The sequence below is a fragment of the Streptomyces sp. NPDC050263 genome, assembly GCF_040655955.1.
Taxonomy (GTDB): Bacteria; Actinomycetota; Actinomycetes; order Streptomycetales; family Streptomycetaceae; genus Streptomyces.
On record NZ_JBFAKW010000017.1, the window covers coordinates 60,311 to 81,988 of the forward strand.

Consider the following 21,678-nt stretch of genomic DNA (forward strand, 5'->3'; position numbering starts at 1 on the left):
GGGATCAACTCCGGCTCGGGTCATGGCAGATGTACACCCGTGGGGCACCGCCCTCGTCAGGGACGGGGTCCCCGGCGGCGGCGCGCACGCCCTCGCGGACGGTCTCGCCGGTCCGGGGGTCGACCACCCGGTAGGGGAGCGGGACGTGTCCCGGGTCGGTGACGAACAGCGGGCCGCCCTCCTCCGCGTAGCAGAGGTACAGCACTCCGGACACGGACAGGCCCCGGGGCGCCAGGGCGGACCGCCAGTCCGGTCGCAGGTCCGTCAGCGGAAGGCCGTCGAGGATCCGGGAAATGCGCCCGACGTGGCGCGAGCCCTCGAAGTCCAGTGCCTCCTGCCAGCCCGCGTCCTTGGCCAGGAAGAACTCTTCGTGGCCGGGTTCGGCGGCGTGCAGCCGCCACTGCCACAGGCTCGCCGCGCCGTAGACCACGCCCATCGTGCCGCCGGCGCACAGGTTGCTCCAGGCCTCGTGTCCCTGCCACCAGCCCGCGGCCCGGCCGGGGCGGCCGGTGTTCTCGTACGTCGGCTCGCCGTTGGCGACCGCCTTGGGCGGGGTGTTGCGCCACATGTCCGCGACCCGTTCCTGGACGTGCCCGCCCATGTGGCCGGTCTGGCACCACTGGAAGTGCAGCCAGGCCTCGCTCTGGTGGGCGCGGTTGTCGGAGTGCGGACGGTAGTGGACGCCGCAGGGCTGGCCGTAGCCGTCCCAGCGGCCGACCTCCGCGCCGCCCGCCGCGATCTGCGGCTCGCCGCCCTCGCCGTCGGCGCCGACCAGGTACACCACGGGGGCGGCGCCGTAGCGGGCGACGAGATAGCGGCAGTAGCGCGCGTACTCCTGCGGCGGGACCACCGGACCCGCCACCCGCAGGCCCTTCCAGCCGAAGCCGTGGAAGAGCGGCTGGAGCACGGGGACGATCCCGTGGTCGCGGAGGATGCCGATCAGCCGGTCGAGGTACCGGAAGTACGCCGGGTTCAGCTCATTGACGTGACCGGTGGGCAGGTCCTCGAAGCCGACGTCGAAGCCCTCGTCCGCGGTGCGGTCGCGGGGCCCGCGCGCGTCCATGTCGGGCTGGACGCTCATCAGCAGGGCCGCGTTGAAGCCCTTGGCCCGCCGGTCGGCGGCGTACTGCGCGACCTGTTCCTCGGTGGCCCGCCAGGGCAGGGCCCAGGCGGTGTCGCCGACCAGCAGCGCGGGCGTCCCGTCGGCGTGCACCAGGTTGCGTCCGCCGGGAGACATCCGCCAGAAGCCGTGCCGGTGGAAGGCGTCGCCGTCGTCCGCGGCAGGGCGGACGACCAGCGCTCCGCCCTGCCCGGACAGCCCTTCGTCCGCGACGGAAGCGCCGCTGCGCCAGGTCCAGCGGCCGTCCGGCTCCGGGGAGGCGAACCGGACCTTCCAGGTCCGGCCGCCGTCCCAGAAGGCCGGGCGGCGCAGTGCGGTCCCGGACTCATGGGTGAACTCGGCCCATACGTCGACGTCCGTGTAGGGGTTGGCGTAGTCGCGTGCGCCGGTCAGGGTGATCTCGGTCTGCCGCCAGCAGGCGACCACCGGTTCCGCTTCCGCTTCCGCTCGTCTGTCCGTCATGACCGGCTCACTCCTGGCCGACGGCGACGTCGGCGGTGAGCGGGAGGGCAGTCGACGACGGACCCGCTTCCAGCCTGAAGGTACCCGGCTCGACGGCCCAGCGGCCCGCCTCGGCGTCCCAGTGCCTGAACGCCCGCGCGTCCACCGTCACCGTCGCGACGACCTCCTCGCCGGCCGCGGCCTCGACCACGGCGAAACCGGCCAGCCAGCGGACCGGGCGCTCCACGCCGCCGCTCGGACGGCCGGCGTACACCTGCACGACCTCCTTGCCGTGCCGCGTGCCACTGTTACGTATCCGTACCTGCGCCGTGCAGTCGGCGCCGGGCCGGGCCTCACCCTGGACGTCGATCGAGACGTACTCCCAGGTGGTGTAGCCGAGTCCATGGCCGAAGCCGTAGCGGGGCGGCTGCCAGCCGGCCCGGCCGGTTCCCCGGTAGCCGATGAACAGCCCCTCGTCGTAGGCGAGGACGCCGTCGACCGGCTCGGTGGCGGGCAGCCCCCGCTCGGACGCGGGCCAGAGGGTCGGCAGCCGTCCGCCCGGCTCCGCCACACCCAGCAGGACATCGGCGAGCGCGTTGCCGAACTCCTGCCCGGGGAACCAGGCGAGCAGCACCGCCGCCACCTCCTCGGCCCAGGGGAGCAGCACCGGGGCCCCGGAGTTGACCACCACGACGGTACGGGGGTTGGCCTCGGCGACCCGGCGGACGAGTTCGTCCTGCCGGCCGGGCAGGGCCAGGCTGTCGCGGTCGAAGCCCTCGCTCTCGACCTCTTCGGTGGTGCCGACCACGACCACGGCGACATCGGCCGCGCGGGCGAGTGCCACGGCCCGCTCGATCTCCTCGTCGTCGCTGCCCTGCGGCGGCTGGAGGTTGAGCTGGAACATGGTGACCGTGTCACCGATGGCGTCGTCGGCGGAGACGATGTCGTCCTCGGCCGAGACGATGTCGTGGGTGAGCACGACCTCGGTCTCCTCGCCTTCGGCCAGGTCGACGGTGTGGAGCCGCTGGGGCGGAGTCATCAACCCCTCCACCAGGTCCGTACCCGGCGGGAGTTGAAGGCGTACGTCGAACACCTCGGCCCCCGCGACGGACATCCGGAAGCGGCCGGTGCCCGAGCCGCCGATCGCGTACTGTCCGGCGTCGGCCGCGCGGACCACGGTGTGCACCTCCACCCGGGCGACCTGGCCGATGGGCACACCGGGGCCGTAGGATCCCATCCAGGTGTAGGCGGCCCCGGCGCGGCGCTCGGAGCCGAGCAGGGTTCCGTCCGCGGCGAGGAAGCGCACCTCCGTCCCCTCGCCCGAGCCGTCGGGGTGGCGGAGGTAGGACAGTGCCGCGACGGGTGTGCGGGTCTGCGGGGTGACGCCGATTCCGTGGGCGACCTCGACGTCGTCCCCCAGAGCGGCGCGGATGCCGTCGAGCGGCGAGACGGTGTGGGGCGGGAAGACGGTGGCGCTGCCTCCGCCGAGGGTCCGGGCCACGGCGGCGTTGGGGCCCAGGACGGCGACCCGGCTCAGGGCCGCGCGGTCCAGCGGCAGTACGGCGTCCTCGTTGCGGGCCAGCACGAACCCGGCGGCGGCGGTCTCGCGCAACCGGGCCGCCACCGACACGGCGTCGTGCTCCGGCGGCCCGGCGGTCGTGGGCACCTCGCTCAACGCGCCGACCCGGGCGGCGAGGCGCAGCAGCCGCAGCACCTTGTCGTCCACGAGCGCCTCGTCGACCTTGCCCTCGCGTACGGCGGTGACCAGCGCATCGCCCCACGGGCCGATCGGGCCGGGCATCACCAGGTCGAGCGCCGCGCGTGCGGACGGCTCGGTGGTGCGGGCGGCGAACCAGTCCGACATCACCAGCCCGTCGAAGCCCCAGTCGTCGTGCAGGACCTCGCGCAGCAGCGGGCTCTCGGTCATCGGGTGCCCGTTGACCCCGTTGTAGGCGGCCATGACGGCCCAGACGCGGCCCTCGCCGACGATGTGCTCGAACGGCGTCAGGTAGAGCTCCCGCAGGACGCGCTCGTCGATCCGCGCGTCGAGCGTCATCCGCTGGGTCTCCGAGTCGTTGCCGACGAAGTGCTTCACGGTGGCCGCCACGCCGCCGCCCTGGACGCCCCGGACGTAGGCGACGCCGATCCGCGCGGTGAGCAGCGGGTCCTCGCTGAAGCACTCGAAGTGCCGTCCGCCGTAGGGGGTGCGGTGCAGGTTCACGGTCGGGGCGAGGAGGACGTCCACGCCCTTGGCGCGCGCCTCGTGGGCGAGCAGCCCGCCCAGCCGCTCGATCAGCGGCTCGTCCCAGGTGGCGGCCAGCGCCGTGGGCGAGGGCACGTTGGCGGAGGGGCTGCGCTCGTCCCACAGTTCGCCGCGGACTCCGGCGGGTCCGTCCGAGACGACCAGCCGGCGCAGGCCGACGGCGGGCTCGGGATGGAGGGCCCAGAAGTCCGCGCCGGTCAGCAGCCTCACCTTCTGCTCCAGGGCGAGCGCGCCGAGGCGCCGGGCGAACTCGGCTTCGTCGGCCGCGGGCGGTGCGTCGGTGGTGGGCTGCCGGGTCACGGCGTCCTCCTCGAAGAAGTGGGGTCGGTGGGGGAAAGGGGCGTCGCGGGGGCGTCGTCCGCGCGCTCGATGAGCACCCGGACGTCCCAGGGCCCGAGCGCGAGCGCGGTTCCTGCGGCGAGGTCCGCACCGGTGAACAGGTCGCGGACGTCGCCCGGTAGGCGGTAGTCGACCGGCTCCCAGGCCCAGTTGTGGACGAAGCGCAGGACGGCTCCGTCGGCGGTGGCGGCGGACGTGCAGGTGACGGAGGCCGGCCGGTCCTCGCGCCAGGCGTCGGACGGAAGCGAGACCGCGGCGACCCAGTCCGCGAGGCTGTGCGAGAGCTCACGGTCCGGGACGGTGCCGACGTACGTCACCCGGCCGCCGCCGTGCTCATGCGTGGTGACGGCGGCGAACTCGCCCAGATGCGGATGCGCGTACCCGGCGAGGACGGCGGCGCCGTCCGGGATCAGCCCGTCGGCCCAAGCGGTGGCCTGCCCGTGCAGGGCGGGGCCGTTCGACGTCCCGTCCCCTTCGGTGATCGTGACCGGCGTCAGCACATTGGTGAACTCCTGGTAGTACGCGCCCGCGGCGGGGCGCAGCACTCCGGGCATGACCGTGTGCCGGGCCACGGCCTCCTCGTCGGCGTAGCCGGTGCGTGGGGTGAGGACGAGATGGCCGCCGGCTTCGGCGTACCGGCGCAGCAGATCGAGGGTCGCGTCGTCCGCGACGTACAGCGCCGGGACGACCAGCACCGGCCAGCGGGCCGCCAACTCATCGGGTTCGGAGGGCAGTTGCTCCGGGGAGACGACGTCGACGGACAGCCCGGCGTCGAACAGCCCCCGGTAGAACGCGGCGACGATGCGGTCGTAGGACTGCGGGTCGCCGAACCAGGCGGGGGCGTTCCCCCTGAGCGGGGCCATGAACTCCATGGCCCAGCGGCTGTCGGCGGACAGCAGCAGCGCGACGTCGCTGCGGGGCCGCAGGCCGTCGATCGCCGGGCCGGACTGCTGCAACTCCCGCGCGATCACCGAGAGTTCCTGGTACGTCCGGCCGGGCTCCAGACTGTGGCCGAGGATGCCGCCCCAGTAGGTCTCCGCGCCGTAGTGCAGCGAGTGCCAGTGCCAGTACTCGATCATCCGCGCGCCGCGCGCGACCATGCTCCACACCGCCTGGCGGGCCTGGCCCCGGTACAGGGGGAGGTTGTCCGCGGAGCCGCCGATGGAGGTGGCGTTGGTCTCCATGACGAGGAAGGGCTCCTGGCGGATGCCGCGCGCCAGGTCGGTCTGGAGGTAGAGCCAGGCGGGGCCGGACCAGGGGACGAAGAACGGATGCAGTCCGCCGTCCGGCTCGTCGGGACCCGGCAGGGCCAGCCCCTCCTGGGTGGCGTAGTAGATGTTCGCCCCGGCGACGTCGAGAGGCCGGCCGATGGCCGAGATGTCCAGGCCCTGCTGGCCGAGGGCGACGCAGGTGGTGACGAAGTGGTGTTCCGGCACGAGACCGCGGACCAGCTCGGCGTGCCAGGTGATGTACTCCTGGGTCAGCCGGGACTGGTAGCGGCGCCAGGCGAGGTCGTACGACGGGGTGGAGTTGCCGTCGGGGGTCCACAGGTCCGCCCAGTCCTGCAGCCGGTGGGACCAATAGGTGAGCCCCCAGCGGCGGTTGAGCGTCTCGACGTCGCCGTAGCGTTCGCGGAGGTGGTCGAGGAAGCCCTGGAACACCGAGTCGTTGTGGAAGAGCCGCAGGCCGGGCTCGTTGTCGACCTGCCAGCCGATGACCGCCGGGTGGTCGCCGTAGCGCCCCACGATCTTGCGGATCAGCCGTTCGGCGAGATGCCGGAACGCGGGGTGCGAGTAGTCCGCGTCCTGCCGCATGCCGTACGGGACGGTCTCCCCGGTACGGGAACGGGCCGCCGTCTCCGGGTACTTGCGGCGCAGCCACGGCGGGACGGCGTAGGTCGGGGTGCCCACGATCGCCTTGATGCCGCGCTCGTGGGCGGCGTCGAGCACCGGTTGCAGCCAGTCGAGGTCGAACTGCCCCTCGCGGGGTTCCCAGGTCGACCAGACCGACTCGCCGACCCGGATGACGCCGAACCCGGCCTCGGCCATCAGATCGAGATCCTGAGCGAGCCGCTCGTAGGGCTGGTACTCGGTGTAGTACGCGGCTCCGAAGAGCATGCGCGGGAAGAAGGTGCCCATGCGGTACTGGTGACTTTCTGTCGGTTCGGTGCGCCGGGAAGCGGCGGTGCGGGCTTTGCGGCTCGCGCGGTCCGGCTCCTGAGCGGGTGGGGCGAGGTCGGCTGAGGTTCGGCAGCGCCCTGAAGGGGCGCGGGGAACTGCGCGACCAGCCACGACGGTGCCGCAGACGGTCGACGGTACATCGCGGCACTTCCAGCGGAGCGCTCAGTCCTCGCCCCGGTAGCTGAACCGGTCGAAGGCGACGGTTCCTTCAGCGGCGTACATGCCGACGACGCGGCCCGTGAACGACGCCGCGGTCTCGGCGCAGACATAGCGGCCGTCGAGCACCGCGAGCTCGACCGGTCCGCCGCCGGAGTCGATGGCGGTGTCGGAGTCGGTGTCGGGAACGACGGACAACCGGACCAGGTCCGGGCCGAGGGCGTCGAGGCCCATGCCGCCGACCGGCTCGGTCTCGATCCGCACGGTCACCGGACCCGGGGGAAGCGGCTGCTCCCAGGTCTGGCAGAGCCCGCCCACCCGGGCGCGGGCACGGGCGATGCCGGCGCCCACCTCGATGTCGTAGTGGTGGCGTTCGTCGATCCGCAGGCTCAGCCCGCCGACTCCGCCGGCGCTGTCCACCCGGACCGAGAAGACGGCCGACTCGTGCTGCTGGCGGCGGCCGACGAAACGTGGCCGCGGGTCGTCCATGGTGGAGCCGTCGGCGTGCACGACGAGGTGGCCCGGGCGCTCGGTGAGCGAGGACCAGTCGGCGGCCGGTGTGCGGATGGAGAGCCATTCCAGACCGAGTTCGGCGCCGGTGAAGTCGTCGTGGCGGACGACCGGTCCGGTGGGCGGGGTCAGCCGGACCGGTTCCACCACCGGCCAGCCGTCGACCCATTCCAGCGCGGTGCTGAACGTCTCCCGGCCCATGGGAGAGAAAGCCCTGGTCAGACCGCGGGGCCGCATGCCCGGCAGGATCAGCGCCCAGCCGCCGTCGGGGGTGCGCACCAGATCGGCGTGGCCGGTGTTCTGGACCGGGCGGTCGGTGCTGCGGGCGCTGAGCACCGGATTGGCCGGGCAGCCCTCGAAGGGGCCGTCCGGACGGGCGGCACGGGCGATGCTCACGGAATGCCCGCGCTCGGTGCCGCCCTCGGCGATCAGGAGGTACCAGACGCCGTCGATCTCGTACAGGTGTGGGGCCTCGGGGAACATCAGTCCCGTGCCCGACCACAGCGACCGGGGTTCTTCGAGGGCCCGGCCGGTCTCGAGGTCCATGCGGACCTGCTGGACGCCCAGATGCTCGCCGGCCCGGTCGCCGTCGAGCTGCAGACCCGAATAGGTGACGAAACAGGTGCCGTCGGAGTCCCAGGCGAGGTCCGGGTCGATACCGGACACCCCCTGCATGACGACGCCGTCGGACCAGGGTCCCTCGGCCCGTTCGGCGGTGAAGATCAGACTGCCGCGCCCCATCGCGTCGGTGACGACCAGCCAGAAGCGGCCGTCGTGGAACCGGACGGTGGGCGCCCAGGCGCCGCCGAGCGTGGGGACCTTCTCCAGCGCGAGCTGCCCGGGGCGGGTCACCACATGGCCGATCGGCTCCCAGCGCACCAGGTCGCGGCTGTGGAACAGCGGCAGGCCGGGGAGGTACTCGAAGCTCGAACAGGCGAGGTAGTAGTCGTCGCCGACGCGGGTGACGCTGGGATCCGGGTGAAAGCCGGGGACGGCGGGGTTGGGCAGGGTCATGCGCGGTCTCCCGACGTGGCAGCGATCGTGGATACGGCTCTGGAGGCGCCCGGGGACGAGCCGGCCGCCGCCAGCCGCCGCCGCTCGGCCCGGCGCTCCGCCTGCCGCTCCGGGTCCGGCACCGGCGCGGCGAGCAACAGCCGTTGGGTGTAGGGGTGTTCGGGCGCGGTGGTGACCGTCGCCGCGTCCCCGGTCTCGACGATCTCTCCGCCGCACATGACCGCCACCCGATGGCTGATGTGCCGGACCACGGACAGGTCGTGCGTGACGAAGAGATAGGCGACGCCGGTGCGCTCCTGGATCTCGACGAACAGGTCCAGCACCCGGGCCTGGGTCGACAGGTCCAGTGCGCTGACCGGCTCGTCGCAGACGATGACCCGCGGGTCCCGGGACAGCGCCCGGGCGATGGCGATGCGCTGCCGCTGGCCGCCGGAGAACTCCCGGGGCAGCCGCTCCCCGGCGTCGGCCGGCAGCCGGACCTGGTCGAGGAGGTCCTTCACCCGCTTCTCGGCCTCCGTCCGAGAGGTTCCCGCGACTCTCAGCGGCTCGCTGAGGATGTCGTTCACCGTCATCGCCGGATTGAGCGAGGTGTACGGGTCCTGGAACACCACCTGGATGTCGTCGCTGAGCGCCCGGCGCTCCTTTCGGCCCAGGCCGGAGATGACCTTGCCGCGGTAGCGGACGGCGCCGGAGGCGACCGGGGCCAGGCCCAGGACGGCTCGGCCCAGGGTGGTCTTGCCCGATCCGGACTCGCCGACCAGCCCGAGCGTCTCGCCCGCGCCGATGGCGATCGACACCCCCTTCAGCACCCGGAACGGCGGCTTGCGCCAGCCTTTCGACGGGTACTCCACGACCACGTCGTCGGCGACCAGCAGGGGTTCCGCCGGGAGTTCCTTGTCCAGTGTCCCGGTCATGCCGGACCCTCCTGACGTGCGGTGCTCGTGATCGCTGCGCTGTTCGCGGGCCCCGCGACGCCCGCCGACACCGTGCGGCCGAGCGCGGACCGCGGCTCGGCGTCCTCCAACGTGGACGCCAGGAGCATGCGGGTGTACGGGTGCTGCGGATCGGCGAACAACTGCCGTACGGGCGCGGACTCCACGACGGCGCCGGTCTGCATCACCGTGACGCGGTCGCAGATGTCGGCCACCACGCCGAAGTCGTGGGTCACCAGGATCACCCCCATGTTCCGCTCGCGTTGAAGGGACCGCACCAGGTCGAGCACCTCGGCCTGTACGGTCACGTCCAGCGCCGTGGTCGGCTCGTCGGCGATCAGCAGGTCCGGTTCGCAGGACACCGCGCCGGCGATGAGGACGCGCTGCGCCATGCCGCCGGATATCTGGTGCGGATAGGAGTGGAAGACCCGTTCCGGGTCGGCGATGCCGACCCGCTCCAGCAGGCCGAGAGTCTTCGTCCTCGCCTCGGCCGCCGACACCCCGAGGTGCCGGCGCACCGGCTCGACCAGCTGCGCGCCGATACGGAAGGAGGGGTCGAGGTTCGACATCGGCTCCTGCGGCACATAGGCGATCCGGCGGCCGCGGTACCGGTTCATCTCCGCACGGCCGAGCCCTCCCAGCTCCGTGCCGTCGAACACCAGTCGGCTGCTGGAGACCTGGGCCTCCCGGGGCAGGAGGCCCAGGACGGCGAAGGCGGTCTGGCTCTTGCCCGAGCCCGATTCCCCCACGAGCCCGAGGACTTCACCCCGGCGCACCGTCAGGGAGACTCCGTCGACGACGGTCTTGCCTCCCTCGGCCGTCGGATAGGAGACCTTCAGGCCTTCGAGGACGAGCAGCGCGTCGTCCGCCTCGGACGTGCTCATGCCGGATGTGACGGGCGGTGTCCGCTTCGCCGCGGCCTGCTTGCGGGCCGTGGCGAAGCGTGGCCTGCGACCGTTCGCCGCACTTCCGTCCAGCGCGTCCCGCACGGAGTTGCCCAGCAGGCCGAACGCGGCGACGGTCACCGCGAGCGTCACTCCCGGCCAGACCATCAGGACCGGCTTGGTGTAGATGTTGGCGAAGGCGTCGTTCAGCATGGAGCCCCAGCTCGCCTGGATCGCCGAGCCCAGACCGAGGAACTCCAGGCCGGACTGGATGACGATGCCGAGACCGAGCATCTGGGCGGCCTGGATGACGGTCGGCGCCTGCACGACGGGCAGGATGTGCCGGCGGATGATCCGGGGGTCGGCCAGGCCGGACACCCGCGCCGCGTCCACGTACAGCTCTTCGCGTACGGAGATCACCGAGGCGCGGATCAGCCGGAAGACGCCCGGCGACATCAGCACGCCGAAGACCGCCATGGCGACGTAGGTGTTCTGCCCCACCGCCGACATCACGACCAGCAGCACGATGATCGCCGGTACGGCCATCAGCAGGTTGGCCAGCCAGCTGCTGACGGCGTCGAACCACTTGCGGTAGTAGCCGGCCACCAGACCGGCGGGCACGCCGATCACCAGGGCGACGGCCACCGCGATCAGGGCTCCCAGCAGACTGGTGCGCCCGCCGTAGAGCAGTCGGGACAGGACGTCTCGGCCGACGCCGTCACCGCCCAGGGGATGCTGTCCGCTGACCGGGGCGAGGCTGTCGGTCAGCGAGGTGTGGGCTGGGTCCTGACTGGTCAGGAGCGGTGCGAACAGGCTGGCCAGCGAGATGAGCGCGAGGAGGACCAGACAGGTCACGGCCACCGGGCTGCGCAGGAGCCGGCGCAGGAGGCCCGCCCGCCCGGGTGCGGCGACGGCCAGGGCGATCGTGTCCGGCGTTGCCGCGGGCTGGGGGAGCGTCATGCGACACGCACCTTCGGGTTGAGCCATCCGTACGCGACGTCCATCAGCATGTTGACCACCACGACGATGGCGACCATGACCACGACGACGCCCATGACCACCGGGGTGTCGCCCTGGGATCCGGCGGTCGTCGCCTGGCTGCCGATCCCGTTGAGGCCGAACACCTTCTCGACGACCACCGCGCCGCCGACCAGACCGATGAACTGCAGGGCCAGCACGGTCAGCGCGGCCGGGGCCGCATTGCGCAGCGCATGCCGGAACAGCAGGCTCCGCTCGCTGATGCCACGGCTGCGGAGCGTGCGTACGTAGTCCGCGCGCAGGACGTCGACCATGGAGCCGCGCACCTGCTGGGCGGTGGCGGCGATCGCCCCGACGGACAGCGACAGCGCCGGGAGGGTGATCGACTTCAGCCAGCCGCTCGCCGAGTCCGCCAGCGGAACGTAGCCGGTCGCGGGCAGCCAGCCCAGGTCGACTCCGATCACCACGGCGAACACCAGGGCCACCAGGAAACTGGGCACGGCGAACCCGAGGACCGCGAGCAACTGCACCGACTGGTCCAGCACACCCCGGCGGACCGCGGCGGCCACGCCCAGCACCGTGCTCAGCACCGCCGACAGCAGCAGCGCCGCCAGCACGATCGACAAGGTGACCGGCAGCTTGTCGGCGAGTGAGCCCGTCACGGACTCACTGCTGAACCACGAGCTGCCCAGGTCGCCGTGCACCGCGTCCGCGAGCCAGTGCCCGTAGCGGACCACGAAGGGATCGTCGAGCCCGAGTTCGGCGGACTTGGCGGCCACCTGCTGCTGGGTGGCGGTCTGCCCCACGATCTGCCGCACCGGGTCGGAGCCGGTGAGGCCCATCAGCGCGAAGGTCGTGGTCGCGATCACCAGGACCAGGACCAGCCCGGCGGCGATGCGCCGGATCAAGAAAACGATCATCAGTCTCTCCACCTTGCCTCTCCCTGACGGGTGTTCGTCGGCGGCCGGACGGGAGCGGGAGAACCGTTCCCGCCCGGCTCGCCGCCCCGGTCAGCCAGTGGGCTTGAAGTTGTAGATCGGAGGAACGGCGGCGAACGCCTGCGGGGTGAAGGTGACGTTCTTGGTCGTCGCGTAGGTGCTCTCCACGGAGTCCCAGGGCGCGTTCCACGCCTGGTCGACGAGGTAGGTGTTGAGCTCCTTGAACAGGGCGTCCTGGGCTGCGCCGGTCGCCGACCGGGCCTGGTCGATGAGGTCGGTGACCTTGGCGTCCTCGGTGTGCAGCGGATTCCACAGAGCGGTCTCGGCGACCTCGATCTGGATGGTGTCCCAGGGGCGGAAGGAGGCCAGCGTCATGTAGGACAGGGCGTACTTGCCCGCGATGAGGGCGTTGACGAACTGGGTGACCGGGATCTTGTCGACCTTGACCTTGATCCCGATGTCCTCGAGCTGCTGGATCATGGCCGCCTGCTGGTCCGGGAAGACCGCGGAGACGTCCGGCACGGTGACCGAGAAGCCGTTCGGGTAGCCCGCCTCGGTCAGCAACTGCTTGGCCTTCGCCGGGTCGTAGGAGTACGTGGAGTCCAGCGAGCTGTCGAAGGCCGAGCTCGCGGGGTTGAAGATCTGGGTCGTGGCCTTGCCCAGTCCCTGCTTCGCCGTCTTGACGATCGTGGACCGGTCGAAGGCGTAGTTGAGGGCCTGGCGGACCCGGACGTCGCCGAGCGCCTTGACGATCTTCCCTTCGCGGTCCCAGATGTACACGCCCTCGACGTCGCCGGAGGTGTACTCGGTGACGTTCAGTCCGCTGCTCTTGGCCGGCGCGACGTTCTTGGCACTGGCCAGCAGCGCACCGTTGACCTGTCCCGAGCGCAGCGCGTTGAGCACGGCGGTCGGGTCGGTCAGCGGCTTCAGGACGATCTTGTCGAAGGGGAAGGCGGCCTTGTTCCAGTAGCCCGGATTGCGCACGAAGGTGTACGTGCTGCCCGCCGTGGTGGCGGACTTGTCCAAGGTGTAGGGGCCGGAGCCCACCGGGGCCGCCTTGAGCGTTCCCGCGGTGATGGCCTGGGGGCTGGCCATCATGCCGGCCACGTTGCCGAGGTTCGGCACCAGCGAGGGGTCGGGGGCCGAGAGCTTGATCGCGACGGTGGTGGCGTCGACGACGTCGACGCCGCTGATGCTCGTGAGCTGGCCCGCCGCCTCGCTGCTGCCCTCCTTGGTGTGCAGCAGATTGGCCTTGACCGCCGCCGCGTCGAAGGCGGTGCCGTCGGTGAACTTGACGCCGGTGCGCAGGGTCAGCGTGAGCACCGTGCGGGCCGCGTCGTACGACCACTTGGTCGCCAGGTTGGGCTTCACCTCGGCGGTCGGGGACAGCCGGAGCAGCGAGTCGTACACCGGCTGGTAGTACTGCGTGTTGTTGCCGAGTCCGGCGTCGGCCAGGTCCCACGGCTGCGCCGCGACCAGGGGGGCCAGGGTGAGGGTGCCGCCGGTGGCCGCCTTGCCCGAACCGGAGCCCGAGCCCGAGCCGCACGCGGCCGAGGACAAGATCAGGGCAGCCGATACGGCCGTCAGCGCGATTCTTCGCATGGGTGCTCCGCTGGTGAGTGGATGACCGGGCGGCGTCGGGCAGCGAGCCGCCCTCAAGGGCCTCGGAGGTAGGGGAAACCAGGTCCTGACGCGGCCTTGACCGTTCTTGGCGGTCAGCCGTCCCTGGTGGAAGGGGCGTTCGCTTTCCACCGTTTTCGGTGGGGTGAACGGGCGTACTGATACGGCGTACTGATACGTACAAGTGAAACGTATGGGTAACGTAGCCCCGCACTTTGGCGGACCACAAGACTCGTGCGTCAGCTTTTCCCGGGAAGCGGGGAGCCGGGAAGCGGGGAAGCGGGGGAGCGGGGGAGCGGGGGAGCCGGGAAGTCGGAGCGGCGGCGCCGTGGGGCGCCGGGAGACGGACCGGTCGGCGTCAGGCCGACTCGCGTACCACCAGGCTCAGCGGAGTCACCTGGGGCGGCGTCGGCAGTGATCGCCCGGTCACGCCGTTGACGATCATCCGGGCCGCGCGGCCCACGAGGACGTCGAGGTTGTTGTCGATGGTCGTCAGCGGCGGCATGGCGAACGGCGCCAGCTTGTCGTTGTCGACGCCGATCACGGCCAGGTCGTCGGGGGCGGCGAGACCCACCCTGCGCATACCTGCGAGGAGGGCGAAAGCCGTCTCGTCGTTGTAGGCGCAGACCCCCGTGACGGAGGGGACAGCCGCGTGCCACTGCTCGGCGGCCGCGGCGGCCGCCGAGATGTCGAGGGGCACTTCCAGTACGACGGGGGGTTCCAGACCGAGTTCCGCGCAGGCGGCACGAGCGCCGTCGAGCCGCAGCGCCAGGAATTCCTGAAGCCGGGTGTCCCCAGGAGCGGCATAGCCGATGCGCGAGTGCCTCGTCGCCGCCAGTCGCTCGACCTGCATGGCGCCGATGAGATGCTGGGGGATGGTCAGGACGCCCGGGTCGGCTGTCGGGCTCATTCCGGCGCCGACCACGTGGATGCCGGCGGCGCGCATGTTGGCCGCGTCCGCGGCGGAGATGTCGAAGACCGTCATCACGGCCGCCGGCATGAGTTCCCGCCACAGCGACTCCAGCGGAGAGTGCCGCTCGCGCCGGGTGACGAGGTTCAGGCCGTGCCGCTCCAGCTCGTCGCCGAGGAGCTCGACCAGGGCCGTCAGGGTGCCGCCGACCGGAACGTCCGGAAGGAACATCAGCACCAGATCGCTGCGGCCCAGGCGCAGCGCGCGGGCGGCGGCCGACGGTTTGTAGCCGAGCTTCGCCACCGCGTCCAGGACTCTGCTCCGGGTCTGCTCGGAGATCTTCTGGTTGGGCGCGTCGTTCAGCACATAGCTGACCGTGGTCTGTGAGACCCCTGCCTCTTTGGCGACATCGGTCGCCGTCACACGGCCGGTCCTGCGCGCCACGGGAGCCTCCTGGAGAACATGTCGGACAAGCCGCTACGGCGCGTCCGACCGGGCCGTAAGCACCACTGAATCGTAACAGTGAAGGTGCGGGGCACCAGAGACTTCAGACACCCCGCACCAGGAAATCCGGGCCGGGAAATCCGGGCCGGGACGGGCCTCGGGGCGGGGAGTCGGGCGTGGTGCTCAGCCGAGCTGAGCGACCTTCGGGGTGTCGCCGGTGGCCGCGGTGCAAGCATCACCCCGGTCGCCCTCAGTCGCCCTGCACCGCGGCCGACGTCCGCTACTGCTTGGCCCGATCCGCGCGGTTCCTCCACTGGCTGCGCGAACGGGACACCGTGCTCGCCGCCTGCGGCCAGCACGACACCGACTCCTGGCTCGCAGAGGGCACGGTGATGCGGTTCAAGGCCCGCGGCTTCGTCCGATGGGCCACCCGCCACGACCGCATCCGTCGCCCGGTCGCCTTCCCGTCGATGCCCAGCGGCAGGCTGTTCCGGACGCTGCCCGATGACGCCGACCGCCGGCGCCTGGTCCACTGCTCCCTGTACGACGACTCCATCGCCACTGCCGACCGTGTCGCCGGCCTCCTCCACGGCCAGCCCCTCACCAAGATCGCAAGCCTCGCCACCGGCCAGGTTCTCGCCACTGAAGAGAGCGCCCGCCTCGCCCTCGGCTCCCACCCCGTCGCCGTCCAGCCCACCCCCGGACCACCTCCTGCTTGGCCTCACCGAAGACCGCGACGGCGCCCTCATGCTCGGCCAGAGCGCCGATCACCCCTGGCTCCTGCCGCAACACGGCACTGATGGACCTCGTTCGAAGAGATTGCACTACGCCAGCCAGGCAGCGACCGAACCAGTGAACCTGAAACCACGTCAACCCGCCGTGACCTGCTGGTCAGTCACTCCCGCCCAGCGGGGGAACCTCGGGCCGGCGGACGACGGAAACCTCGCATTGATCAGTCATGACGTCAGCAGCACACGAGACAAGCCAGCCTCTGCCTGAGCCCCTCGGACCACTTCCGATACGCGCCCTACGAGCTCCTGCACGATCGGCGCTGAGACGTCGAGCCCTTGGTGGCTGATCATGGTCGGGTGGTCGGGTACGCGACTCGTACAGCGATCATCAGTAACCGTCGGATCACGGGTCTGACGGCGAGATTGATTGCTGAACTTGTAGCTGAAGTAGGCCCGTTGTGGCATGAGCGTCGCCAGGCAAGGCTTGCCACCCGGCCGCGGACGCGGGCCGTGGGCGCGGGCCGTGGGCCGTGGGCCGTGATCAACGAGGTGCGGCCCCTGCTTGCCGAGCGAGGGCGCGCCGTCAGCCCCCACGTGCGGCTGCGGACGCTGGCCGAGGTCGTCGACTGCCTCGGCGCGAGCGGGAAGACCGGCATCGTTGACGGAACGGAGATCCGGGTCCGTCGTCCTGCCGCCGGACGCAAGGACGGGGCCGCAGTCGTAATCCTTGCCGACGCCGGCTGTCAGGGACTGGGCGTCCAGACCGGGGGCCGGGTGGTGACACCACCACACCGCAGGTTCAAGAAGAACGCCCCTGAGTGGTACGAGGAGATGCACGAGCGGCGACGCAAGGCGCACTTCTCACGCCGTATCCGGGGCGAGCACGGCACCGCACATCTGAAGAGCTGGCGGACACTGGCCTGTCACCTCGACCGCCGCGAGCACATGAGCGACACCATCCAGGCAATCGCCGGACTGCTGTCCCACCAGCGGACCATGGACCTGAACTCGACACGACAGATGTGAACACGGACCACACCGAAGTCCGCGGCGCCTCACCGTCAACCGTGCACGAGCTCGTCAGCCCTCTGTTTGCCCCATACCTGACATTGTCATATGGTGGAAATACCCTATCCTTCACGCCTCGCAAAGCCGCTCGCACCCCACAGAGGCGCGACCAAGAGGGTCCTGATCCCTATGTGTATACGTGCCGATTAAGGGAAACTCGCAGCGGAATTTCATCCCTTACCGCAGGCACAGTTACCACATTCCAGCAATATCTCCTCCCCGGATCAACAACTGAGAGGGGTGGCGGGAATGAAGATGAGCCTGACCGAGCTGCGCGCCCTCGCCGCACAGGCAGGGTTCACCGGCAGTGACATCAAAATCGCGGCGGCCGTCGCCATGGCAGAGTCCAAAGGTGACCCGGTCGTCATGGGAGACCAGAATCTGGTCGACCACAAGTGGGGGCCGTCCATTGGTCTCTTCCAGATACGCTCGCTCAAGCACCCAGGGCAGTTCTCCAAGCCGGACACGCTCAGGGTGGAGGCGAAGCTCAAGGGTCCGCTCTACAACGCCAAGACGGCAAAGGCCATCAAAGACGCGCACAACTGGACCCAATGGTCCACGTTCACGAGCGGGGCCTACAAGCAGTACATGGATGGCGGCCCCGCCGACTTCGAGCCGTTCCCTGGCGCGTTGTTCTTCCACGCCGGAAAGAAGTCGCCGATCATCGCCGCAATGCATCGTCGGCTCGTCGCCGAAGGCTGCAACCGGTACCAGTCGAGCGCCCACGCCGACGTATGGGGCCCGGGCGATGTGAAGTCCTTCGCCGCCTGGCAGCAGAAGCTCGGCTTCGAAGGCGATGATGCCAACGGCATCCCCGGCAAGACCGGTTGGGACAAGCTGCAGGTCCCCAACGTCTAAGACTTGAGCGTGACGTGAATGGCCGTGTCAACCAGCAGTTCTACGCCTCGACTCAGTGGCGTCAGATTCGAAACCAGATCATCGAACGTAGAGCTGGCGACACAAAGTTGTGGTAACTGAAAGGACGGCGTCATGCCCGAGAAGAACTTCGACCACGGGGACGTGGAGGCGGCTCTCGAGAAGACCGACACCGCCGACGGACCCGGCACCGACAACCTCGATGCCCTTCCGGAGAGCGACTTCGTCCCCTTCGCCGAGGACGGCGTCGAGAACGACGCGGAGGCCCCCAAGTGACCGCCACCATCGCTTACGACCGTACCGTCTCGAATCTCATCGACAAACTTAGTGCGACGGGCCACGTCACCCACAAGTCCTACAAGAAGACATCGGTCACGCTGCACCACAACGGCGGCCGGCTTTCGCACCAGGATGTGCTCAACGTCTGGAAGACGCGTCCGGCTTCGGCCCACTTCGACGTGGACGCCGCCGGTGCCGTCGCTCAGTACGTCAAGGTGAACGAGTACGCCTGGGCCGTCGGCAACATGGCCGGCAACCAGCGTTCGATCAGCATCGAGATGGCGAACGCAACGCTCGGGCCCGCCTGGACGGTCGCCGAGGCCACCTGGAAGAACGCCGCACGTCTCGCTGGCTGGCTCTTCGCCAAGGTGATCGGCGAACGCCCCAGCAAGAGCAACCTCTTCTACCACCACCACTGGTCCTCGACCGCCTGCGCCGGTCCGCACATGAACAAGCTCTACGACAAGGTCCTCGCGGCGGCTCAGGAGGCGTACGACCACTTCAAGGAATCACCCCCCGTCCCCGGGTCGGATACCGAGCCGTTCCCTGGCGCGTTGTTCTTCCACGCCGGAAAGAAGTCGCCGATCATCGCCGCAATGCATCGTCGGCTCGTCGCCGAAGGCTGCAACCGGTACCAGTCGAGCGCCCACGCCGACGTATGGGGCCCGGGCGATGTGAAGTCCTTCGCCGCCTGGCAGCAGAAGCTCGGCTTCGAAGGCGATGATGCCAACGGCATCCCCGGCAAGACCAGTTGGGACAAGCTGCAGGTACCCAACTGACGGCGCCCTCGACGCTGCCGGAGTTCCTGTCCGGAGTGAGCCCGGCTGTCGCGGCGTCGAGGTCTCGGAGCAGATGGAGTGCGAAGCCGCAGTGAGGCCGGGTAGCCGGCCGGCGTCGACCGCGTCGATGCCGTAGGTGACAGGAGCGTGCTCGGCGATCAGCCCGCTGTGCAGTCGGGTGACGGTGGTGCGTCCCTCGGCGAATCGCCGCTCCGGCGGCACGAGGCCCGGCGGGGCCCAGAAGCCGACCCAGCCCGGTCGGCCGAGCCCGTCCGGGCAGCAGGCACCGCCGGCCGGTGGGTGTACCGCGGCAGCTGGACGGCTACACGGTGGTGAGGCTGACGCTTCCGAAGCTGGGCTGTGGTGCGGCCGCCTCGGCGGCGGCTTCGGCGGCAACCGCCACCGGCTGGGGGACGGACGGCACGATGGAGATGGTGGCCGGCCCGTCCGGCAGCAGACCCTCCTCCTGCAGGCGGAGAACCTGCTCGGTGACATCGAAGCTCACGTCGTGGCCGCCGTGGTCGTGAAGCGCACCGTCGACGTCGGCCGCGCCGAAGAAGGAGATCCAGCCGACGAAGTAAGGGCCCGCCGGGTCGAGTTCGCCGCTGGGGCCGTTGAGGAAGACGTGGAACGGCGTTCCGGGCGGCAGGTCGGTTCGCACATTGTGCACGGTGAGGATCAGGGTCTGCGGCGCGCTGCGGGCGGTCATGGACCGCATAGCCCGGCTGACGTCGCCGGCCGGTTCCAGGGACACCTCGGTCGGCTCGTGGAGGCTGAGGAGCTGCCGGGGGTTGCCGACGGCGGTGGCCAGGACCCGTTCGCCCGCTTCGGGAACCTGGGCAGGCGGCACGACCACGGGCCGCGTCCCCGTCCCGTCAGTCAGCGACTCGTATCCGTAGTCGCGCGGATCGATGCCGAGGAACTCCCTGCTCGTGGGCTTCTGGATCTGCCCGTTCTCGTCGAAGAAGAGGAACGTCTGGTCCAGCCAGGACGTGTGGTCCGGGTTGAGGTTGTCCTTGCTCAGCCAACTGGACCATAGCCGGTCGATGTTGCTGTGGTGCAGCCAGAAGATCGGATCACGGGCGGCGCCCGCCACGGACCCCATCCAGCCGCCGACACCACCGTGGACCTGGTTGTGCGGGACGTTCTCCAGCTCGCCGAAGCCGCGGCGGAAGTGGTCCATGGATGTGTAGCTGATCTCACTGCCGAAGCTCGGCTGGTCCGTCTGACGGGTGTGCGTGGCGGCGAAGACCGTCTGGCTGATGGCGGTGAAGGGATTGATGTCCGTGTAGGGGAGCACCTCGAAGGCCGCGTTCGTGCCCGGGCTGCGGTGCGGGGTCTGCCAGAAGTCCGCTACGGATGCCGCCTGCTTCTCCGGCAGGAAGAGCGGGTTGTCGACCGTCAGTGTGGTGCCGTTCGGGCTGTCCGGCATTTTCGGGCTGCGGAAGGCCGCCGGAAGGGCGCGCGAGGTGAAGTCCTCGATCGGGTCCGAGGTGGGCTTGTCCAGCGCGTAGTCCCAGTAGGGCAGGGCCCAGCCGGTGGAGGGGTCGGGGGTGATGCTCTCCTCGGCGGCGATCTCCTTGATGGTCGCCCGGACGATCCGCTCGAAGTACCACAGGTAGCCCCGGTGCCACGGCAGGAAGAACCAGCCACCGTGCGGACACTGGCTGAAGGCCTCGTGCGTCTGCGTGATGGTGGGTGGGACGCCGTGGATGCACCCCTGGAAGACCCAGCTGGTCGGATCTGTGGCCGGCCGCTGCTGCATCCTCCCCACAGCCCGGGCATACCAGTACAGCGCCGGATCCCAGTCGCTCATGTTGCTCGCGTCTCGCCGCACAAACGCGACACCGTTCGCCATGTTGCTCCTAGCTTGGTCGGGACGCCCGAGTAGGGCGCCCCTGATCCGTACCGGCGTAGGCGGCCGCCCCCCTCGCCTTCGGTCCAGAAACCTTCACAGAGGTGAACCCGCCGTGCCATCCGGCCGAGGGGCACGGGCGGACCAGGGCCCAAGTCTTCTGAACCGGCCGGAGCCTGTCGCGGACGAAGGGCGTGCGGTCAGCGCAGGACCAGTACGGCCGTCATGGTGACGATGGCAGCCGACCCGAGCGCCAGCAGCACCGGCGGCCCCGCCGACTCCCGGGTCAGGCCCTGGCGCTGGGCCAGCGCCAGGGCCGTGCTCGCACCTCGCAGCAGCACCCCCGCGACCGCTGCCAGCAGCAGCGCATGCACCCACTCCGGAACGGGAGCCATCTCGGTGATCCAGCCGCCCACGAGCGGGCTCAGGCAGACGGCGATCAGCCACGGGGGCAGGCGCCGTCGGCTCCGTGCATCGAGGACCGCCGTCAGCGCGAGCCCTTCACTGACGGAGTGCACGACCAGCGCGGCCACCACGGGCACCGAGGCCAGCAGGACCACCGTCATGCCCTCGACCAGCCGGTGCAGCACGAGGGCCACCGCTGTCCCGGCACTCGCAAGACGCTCCGGCTCACCCCGCTTGTGTATCAGGCGTCCCGCCGAGGCAAGCAGGAAAGCCGTCAGCACGGTGACCGGCACCACCCAGCCGGACAGCCCCGCCTCGCTCGCCTCATGAAGCGCATGCGGCACGATGTCGACCCCGGCCACTGCCAGCAGCACTCCCGACGCGGCCCCGAGCAGCATCGTCGAGTGACGCGACCAACGTCGCCCAGACCAGGCCCCGACCAGCGTTCCCGCCGCGATCAGCACCAGCCCCAAGTACTGCCCGAGATCGAACTCTCCCCATGACAGCGCGAACTGTGCTCCTGCCTCGACACCCGCACCAACCACCGTTCGCCTTCAATGAAGCAAGGGCACCAGGAACGTCGACCAGCCGTGGCCCCGGAGCCCTGCGAGGAAGAGAGGAAAAGCTGAACCGCCGGGCTGCGGCACGGGGCCAGGCTTTCGCGACGCTGCCACATCTCCTGCCCGGTCGCATGCTGTCGGCCTGCTCCAAGGGGCATTCGCACATCGCGGGCCGCCCGGGCGGGTCGGTCGCCCTGGCCATCCAGTCGCGCGTACAACTCCGGCAGTGGGTAATGGTCCGCATGGATCACTCGCATGCCGTAGGCTGTGGTCTATCGACGCGGGGTGGAGCAGCTCGGTAGCTCGCTGGGCTCATAACCCAGAGGTCGCAGGTTCAAATCCTGTCCCCGCTACCAACTCCGGCCCCCTTGACACCATGTCAAGGGGGCCGGACGC

16 protein-coding genes and 1 tRNA gene are annotated in these 21,678 nt (G+C 70.4%); 6 read left to right on the forward strand and 11 right to left on the reverse strand.

Features of this window, described 5'->3' with window-relative positions:
• Window positions 1-4: 4 nt before the first annotated feature.
• The 9 genes from AB0J04_RS11055 to AB0J04_RS11095 form a co-directional block, all read right to left on the reverse strand.
• Window positions 5-1,582, reverse strand: a complete 1,578-nt coding sequence (locus tag AB0J04_RS11055; protein ID WP_363168068.1) for a DUF4038 domain-containing protein — start codon at window positions 1,580-1,582, stop codon at window positions 5-7.
• Window positions 1,583-1,589: 7 nt separating this feature from the next.
• Window positions 1,590-4,124, reverse strand: a complete 2,535-nt coding sequence (locus AB0J04_RS11060; RefSeq protein WP_363168069.1) for a glycoside hydrolase family 3 C-terminal domain-containing protein — start codon at window positions 4,122-4,124, stop codon at window positions 1,590-1,592.
• Window positions 4,121-6,301: a beta-galactosidase gene (locus AB0J04_RS11065; protein ID WP_363168070.1), complete on the reverse strand. Its 2,181-nt coding sequence runs from the start codon at window positions 6,299-6,301 to the stop codon at window positions 4,121-4,123. Before AB0J04_RS11065 ends, AB0J04_RS11060 begins: the two co-directional genes overlap by 4 nt.
• A 204-nt stretch (window positions 6,302-6,505) precedes the next feature.
• A complete protein-coding gene (locus tag AB0J04_RS11070; RefSeq protein WP_363168071.1) occupies window positions 6,506-8,023 on the reverse strand; it encodes a glycoside hydrolase family 43 protein in 1,518 nt (505 codons plus the stop codon).
• A complete protein-coding gene (locus tag AB0J04_RS11075; RefSeq protein ID WP_363168072.1) occupies window positions 8,020-8,937 on the reverse strand; it encodes an ATP-binding cassette domain-containing protein in 918 nt (305 codons plus the stop codon). The genes AB0J04_RS11070 and AB0J04_RS11075 overlap by 4 nt, the downstream gene beginning before the upstream one ends.
• A complete protein-coding gene (locus tag AB0J04_RS11080) occupies window positions 8,934-10,799 on the reverse strand; it encodes a dipeptide/oligopeptide/nickel ABC transporter permease/ATP-binding protein (RefSeq protein ID WP_363168073.1) in 1,866 nt (621 codons plus the stop codon). The genes AB0J04_RS11075 and AB0J04_RS11080 overlap by 4 nt, the downstream gene beginning before the upstream one ends.
• A complete protein-coding gene (locus AB0J04_RS11085; protein WP_363168074.1) occupies window positions 10,796-11,737 on the reverse strand; it encodes an ABC transporter permease in 942 nt (313 codons plus the stop codon). Before AB0J04_RS11085 ends, AB0J04_RS11080 begins: the two co-directional genes overlap by 4 nt.
• Window positions 11,738-11,827: 90 nt before the next feature.
• A complete protein-coding gene (locus AB0J04_RS11090) occupies window positions 11,828-13,357 on the reverse strand; it encodes an ABC transporter substrate-binding protein (RefSeq protein WP_363168075.1) in 1,530 nt (509 codons plus the stop codon).
• A 376-nt stretch (window positions 13,358-13,733) separates the two neighbouring features.
• Window positions 13,734-14,729: a LacI family DNA-binding transcriptional regulator gene (locus AB0J04_RS11095; protein WP_363168076.1), complete on the reverse strand. Its 996-nt coding sequence runs from the start codon at window positions 14,727-14,729 to the stop codon at window positions 13,734-13,736.
• A 287-nt stretch (window positions 14,730-15,016) separates the two neighbouring features.
• Between AB0J04_RS11095 and AB0J04_RS11100 the strand changes: the two genes are divergently transcribed.
• The 5 genes from AB0J04_RS11100 to AB0J04_RS11120 all read left to right on the forward strand — a co-directional run bounded on the left by AB0J04_RS11100 (window position 15,017) and on the right by AB0J04_RS11120 (window position 18,462).
• Window positions 15,017-15,529: a hypothetical protein gene (locus AB0J04_RS11100; protein ID WP_363168077.1), complete on the forward strand. Its 513-nt coding sequence runs from the start codon at window positions 15,017-15,019 to the stop codon at window positions 15,527-15,529.
• 441 nt (window positions 15,530-15,970) lie between these two features.
• Window positions 15,971-16,486, forward strand: a complete 516-nt coding sequence (locus AB0J04_RS11105) for a hypothetical protein (protein ID WP_363168078.1) — start codon at window positions 15,971-15,973, stop codon at window positions 16,484-16,486.
• Between the two features lie 297 nt (window positions 16,487-16,783).
• Complete coding sequence (locus tag AB0J04_RS11110) at window positions 16,784-17,386, forward strand: peptidoglycan-binding protein (RefSeq protein WP_363168079.1); 603 nt, start codon at window positions 16,784-16,786, stop codon at window positions 17,384-17,386.
• 132 nt (window positions 17,387-17,518) lie between these two features.
• Window positions 17,519-17,680, forward strand: a complete 162-nt coding sequence (locus tag AB0J04_RS11115; protein WP_363168080.1) for a hypothetical protein — start codon at window positions 17,519-17,521, stop codon at window positions 17,678-17,680.
• Window positions 17,677-18,462, forward strand: coding sequence for a peptidoglycan-binding protein (locus tag AB0J04_RS11120; protein ID WP_363168081.1), 786 nt, complete (start codon window positions 17,677-17,679; stop codon window positions 18,460-18,462). The genes AB0J04_RS11115 and AB0J04_RS11120 overlap by 4 nt, the downstream gene beginning before the upstream one ends.
• Window positions 18,463-18,784: 322 nt before the next feature.
• On the opposite strand, the gene AB0J04_RS11125 is transcribed toward AB0J04_RS11120, so the two are convergent.
• Window positions 18,785-20,278, reverse strand: coding sequence for a tyrosinase family protein (locus AB0J04_RS11125; RefSeq protein WP_363168082.1), 1,494 nt, complete (start codon window positions 20,276-20,278; stop codon window positions 18,785-18,787).
• A gap of 239 nt (window positions 20,279-20,517) precedes the next feature.
• Complete coding sequence (locus AB0J04_RS11130; protein WP_363168083.1) at window positions 20,518-21,267, reverse strand: hypothetical protein; 750 nt, start codon at window positions 21,265-21,267, stop codon at window positions 20,518-20,520.
• Between the two features lie 294 nt (window positions 21,268-21,561).
• Here AB0J04_RS11130 and AB0J04_RS11135 point away from each other — a divergent pair.
• Window positions 21,562-21,638: transfer RNA gene (locus tag AB0J04_RS11135), tRNA-Met, on the forward strand.
• Window positions 21,639-21,678 lie beyond the last annotated feature (40 nt).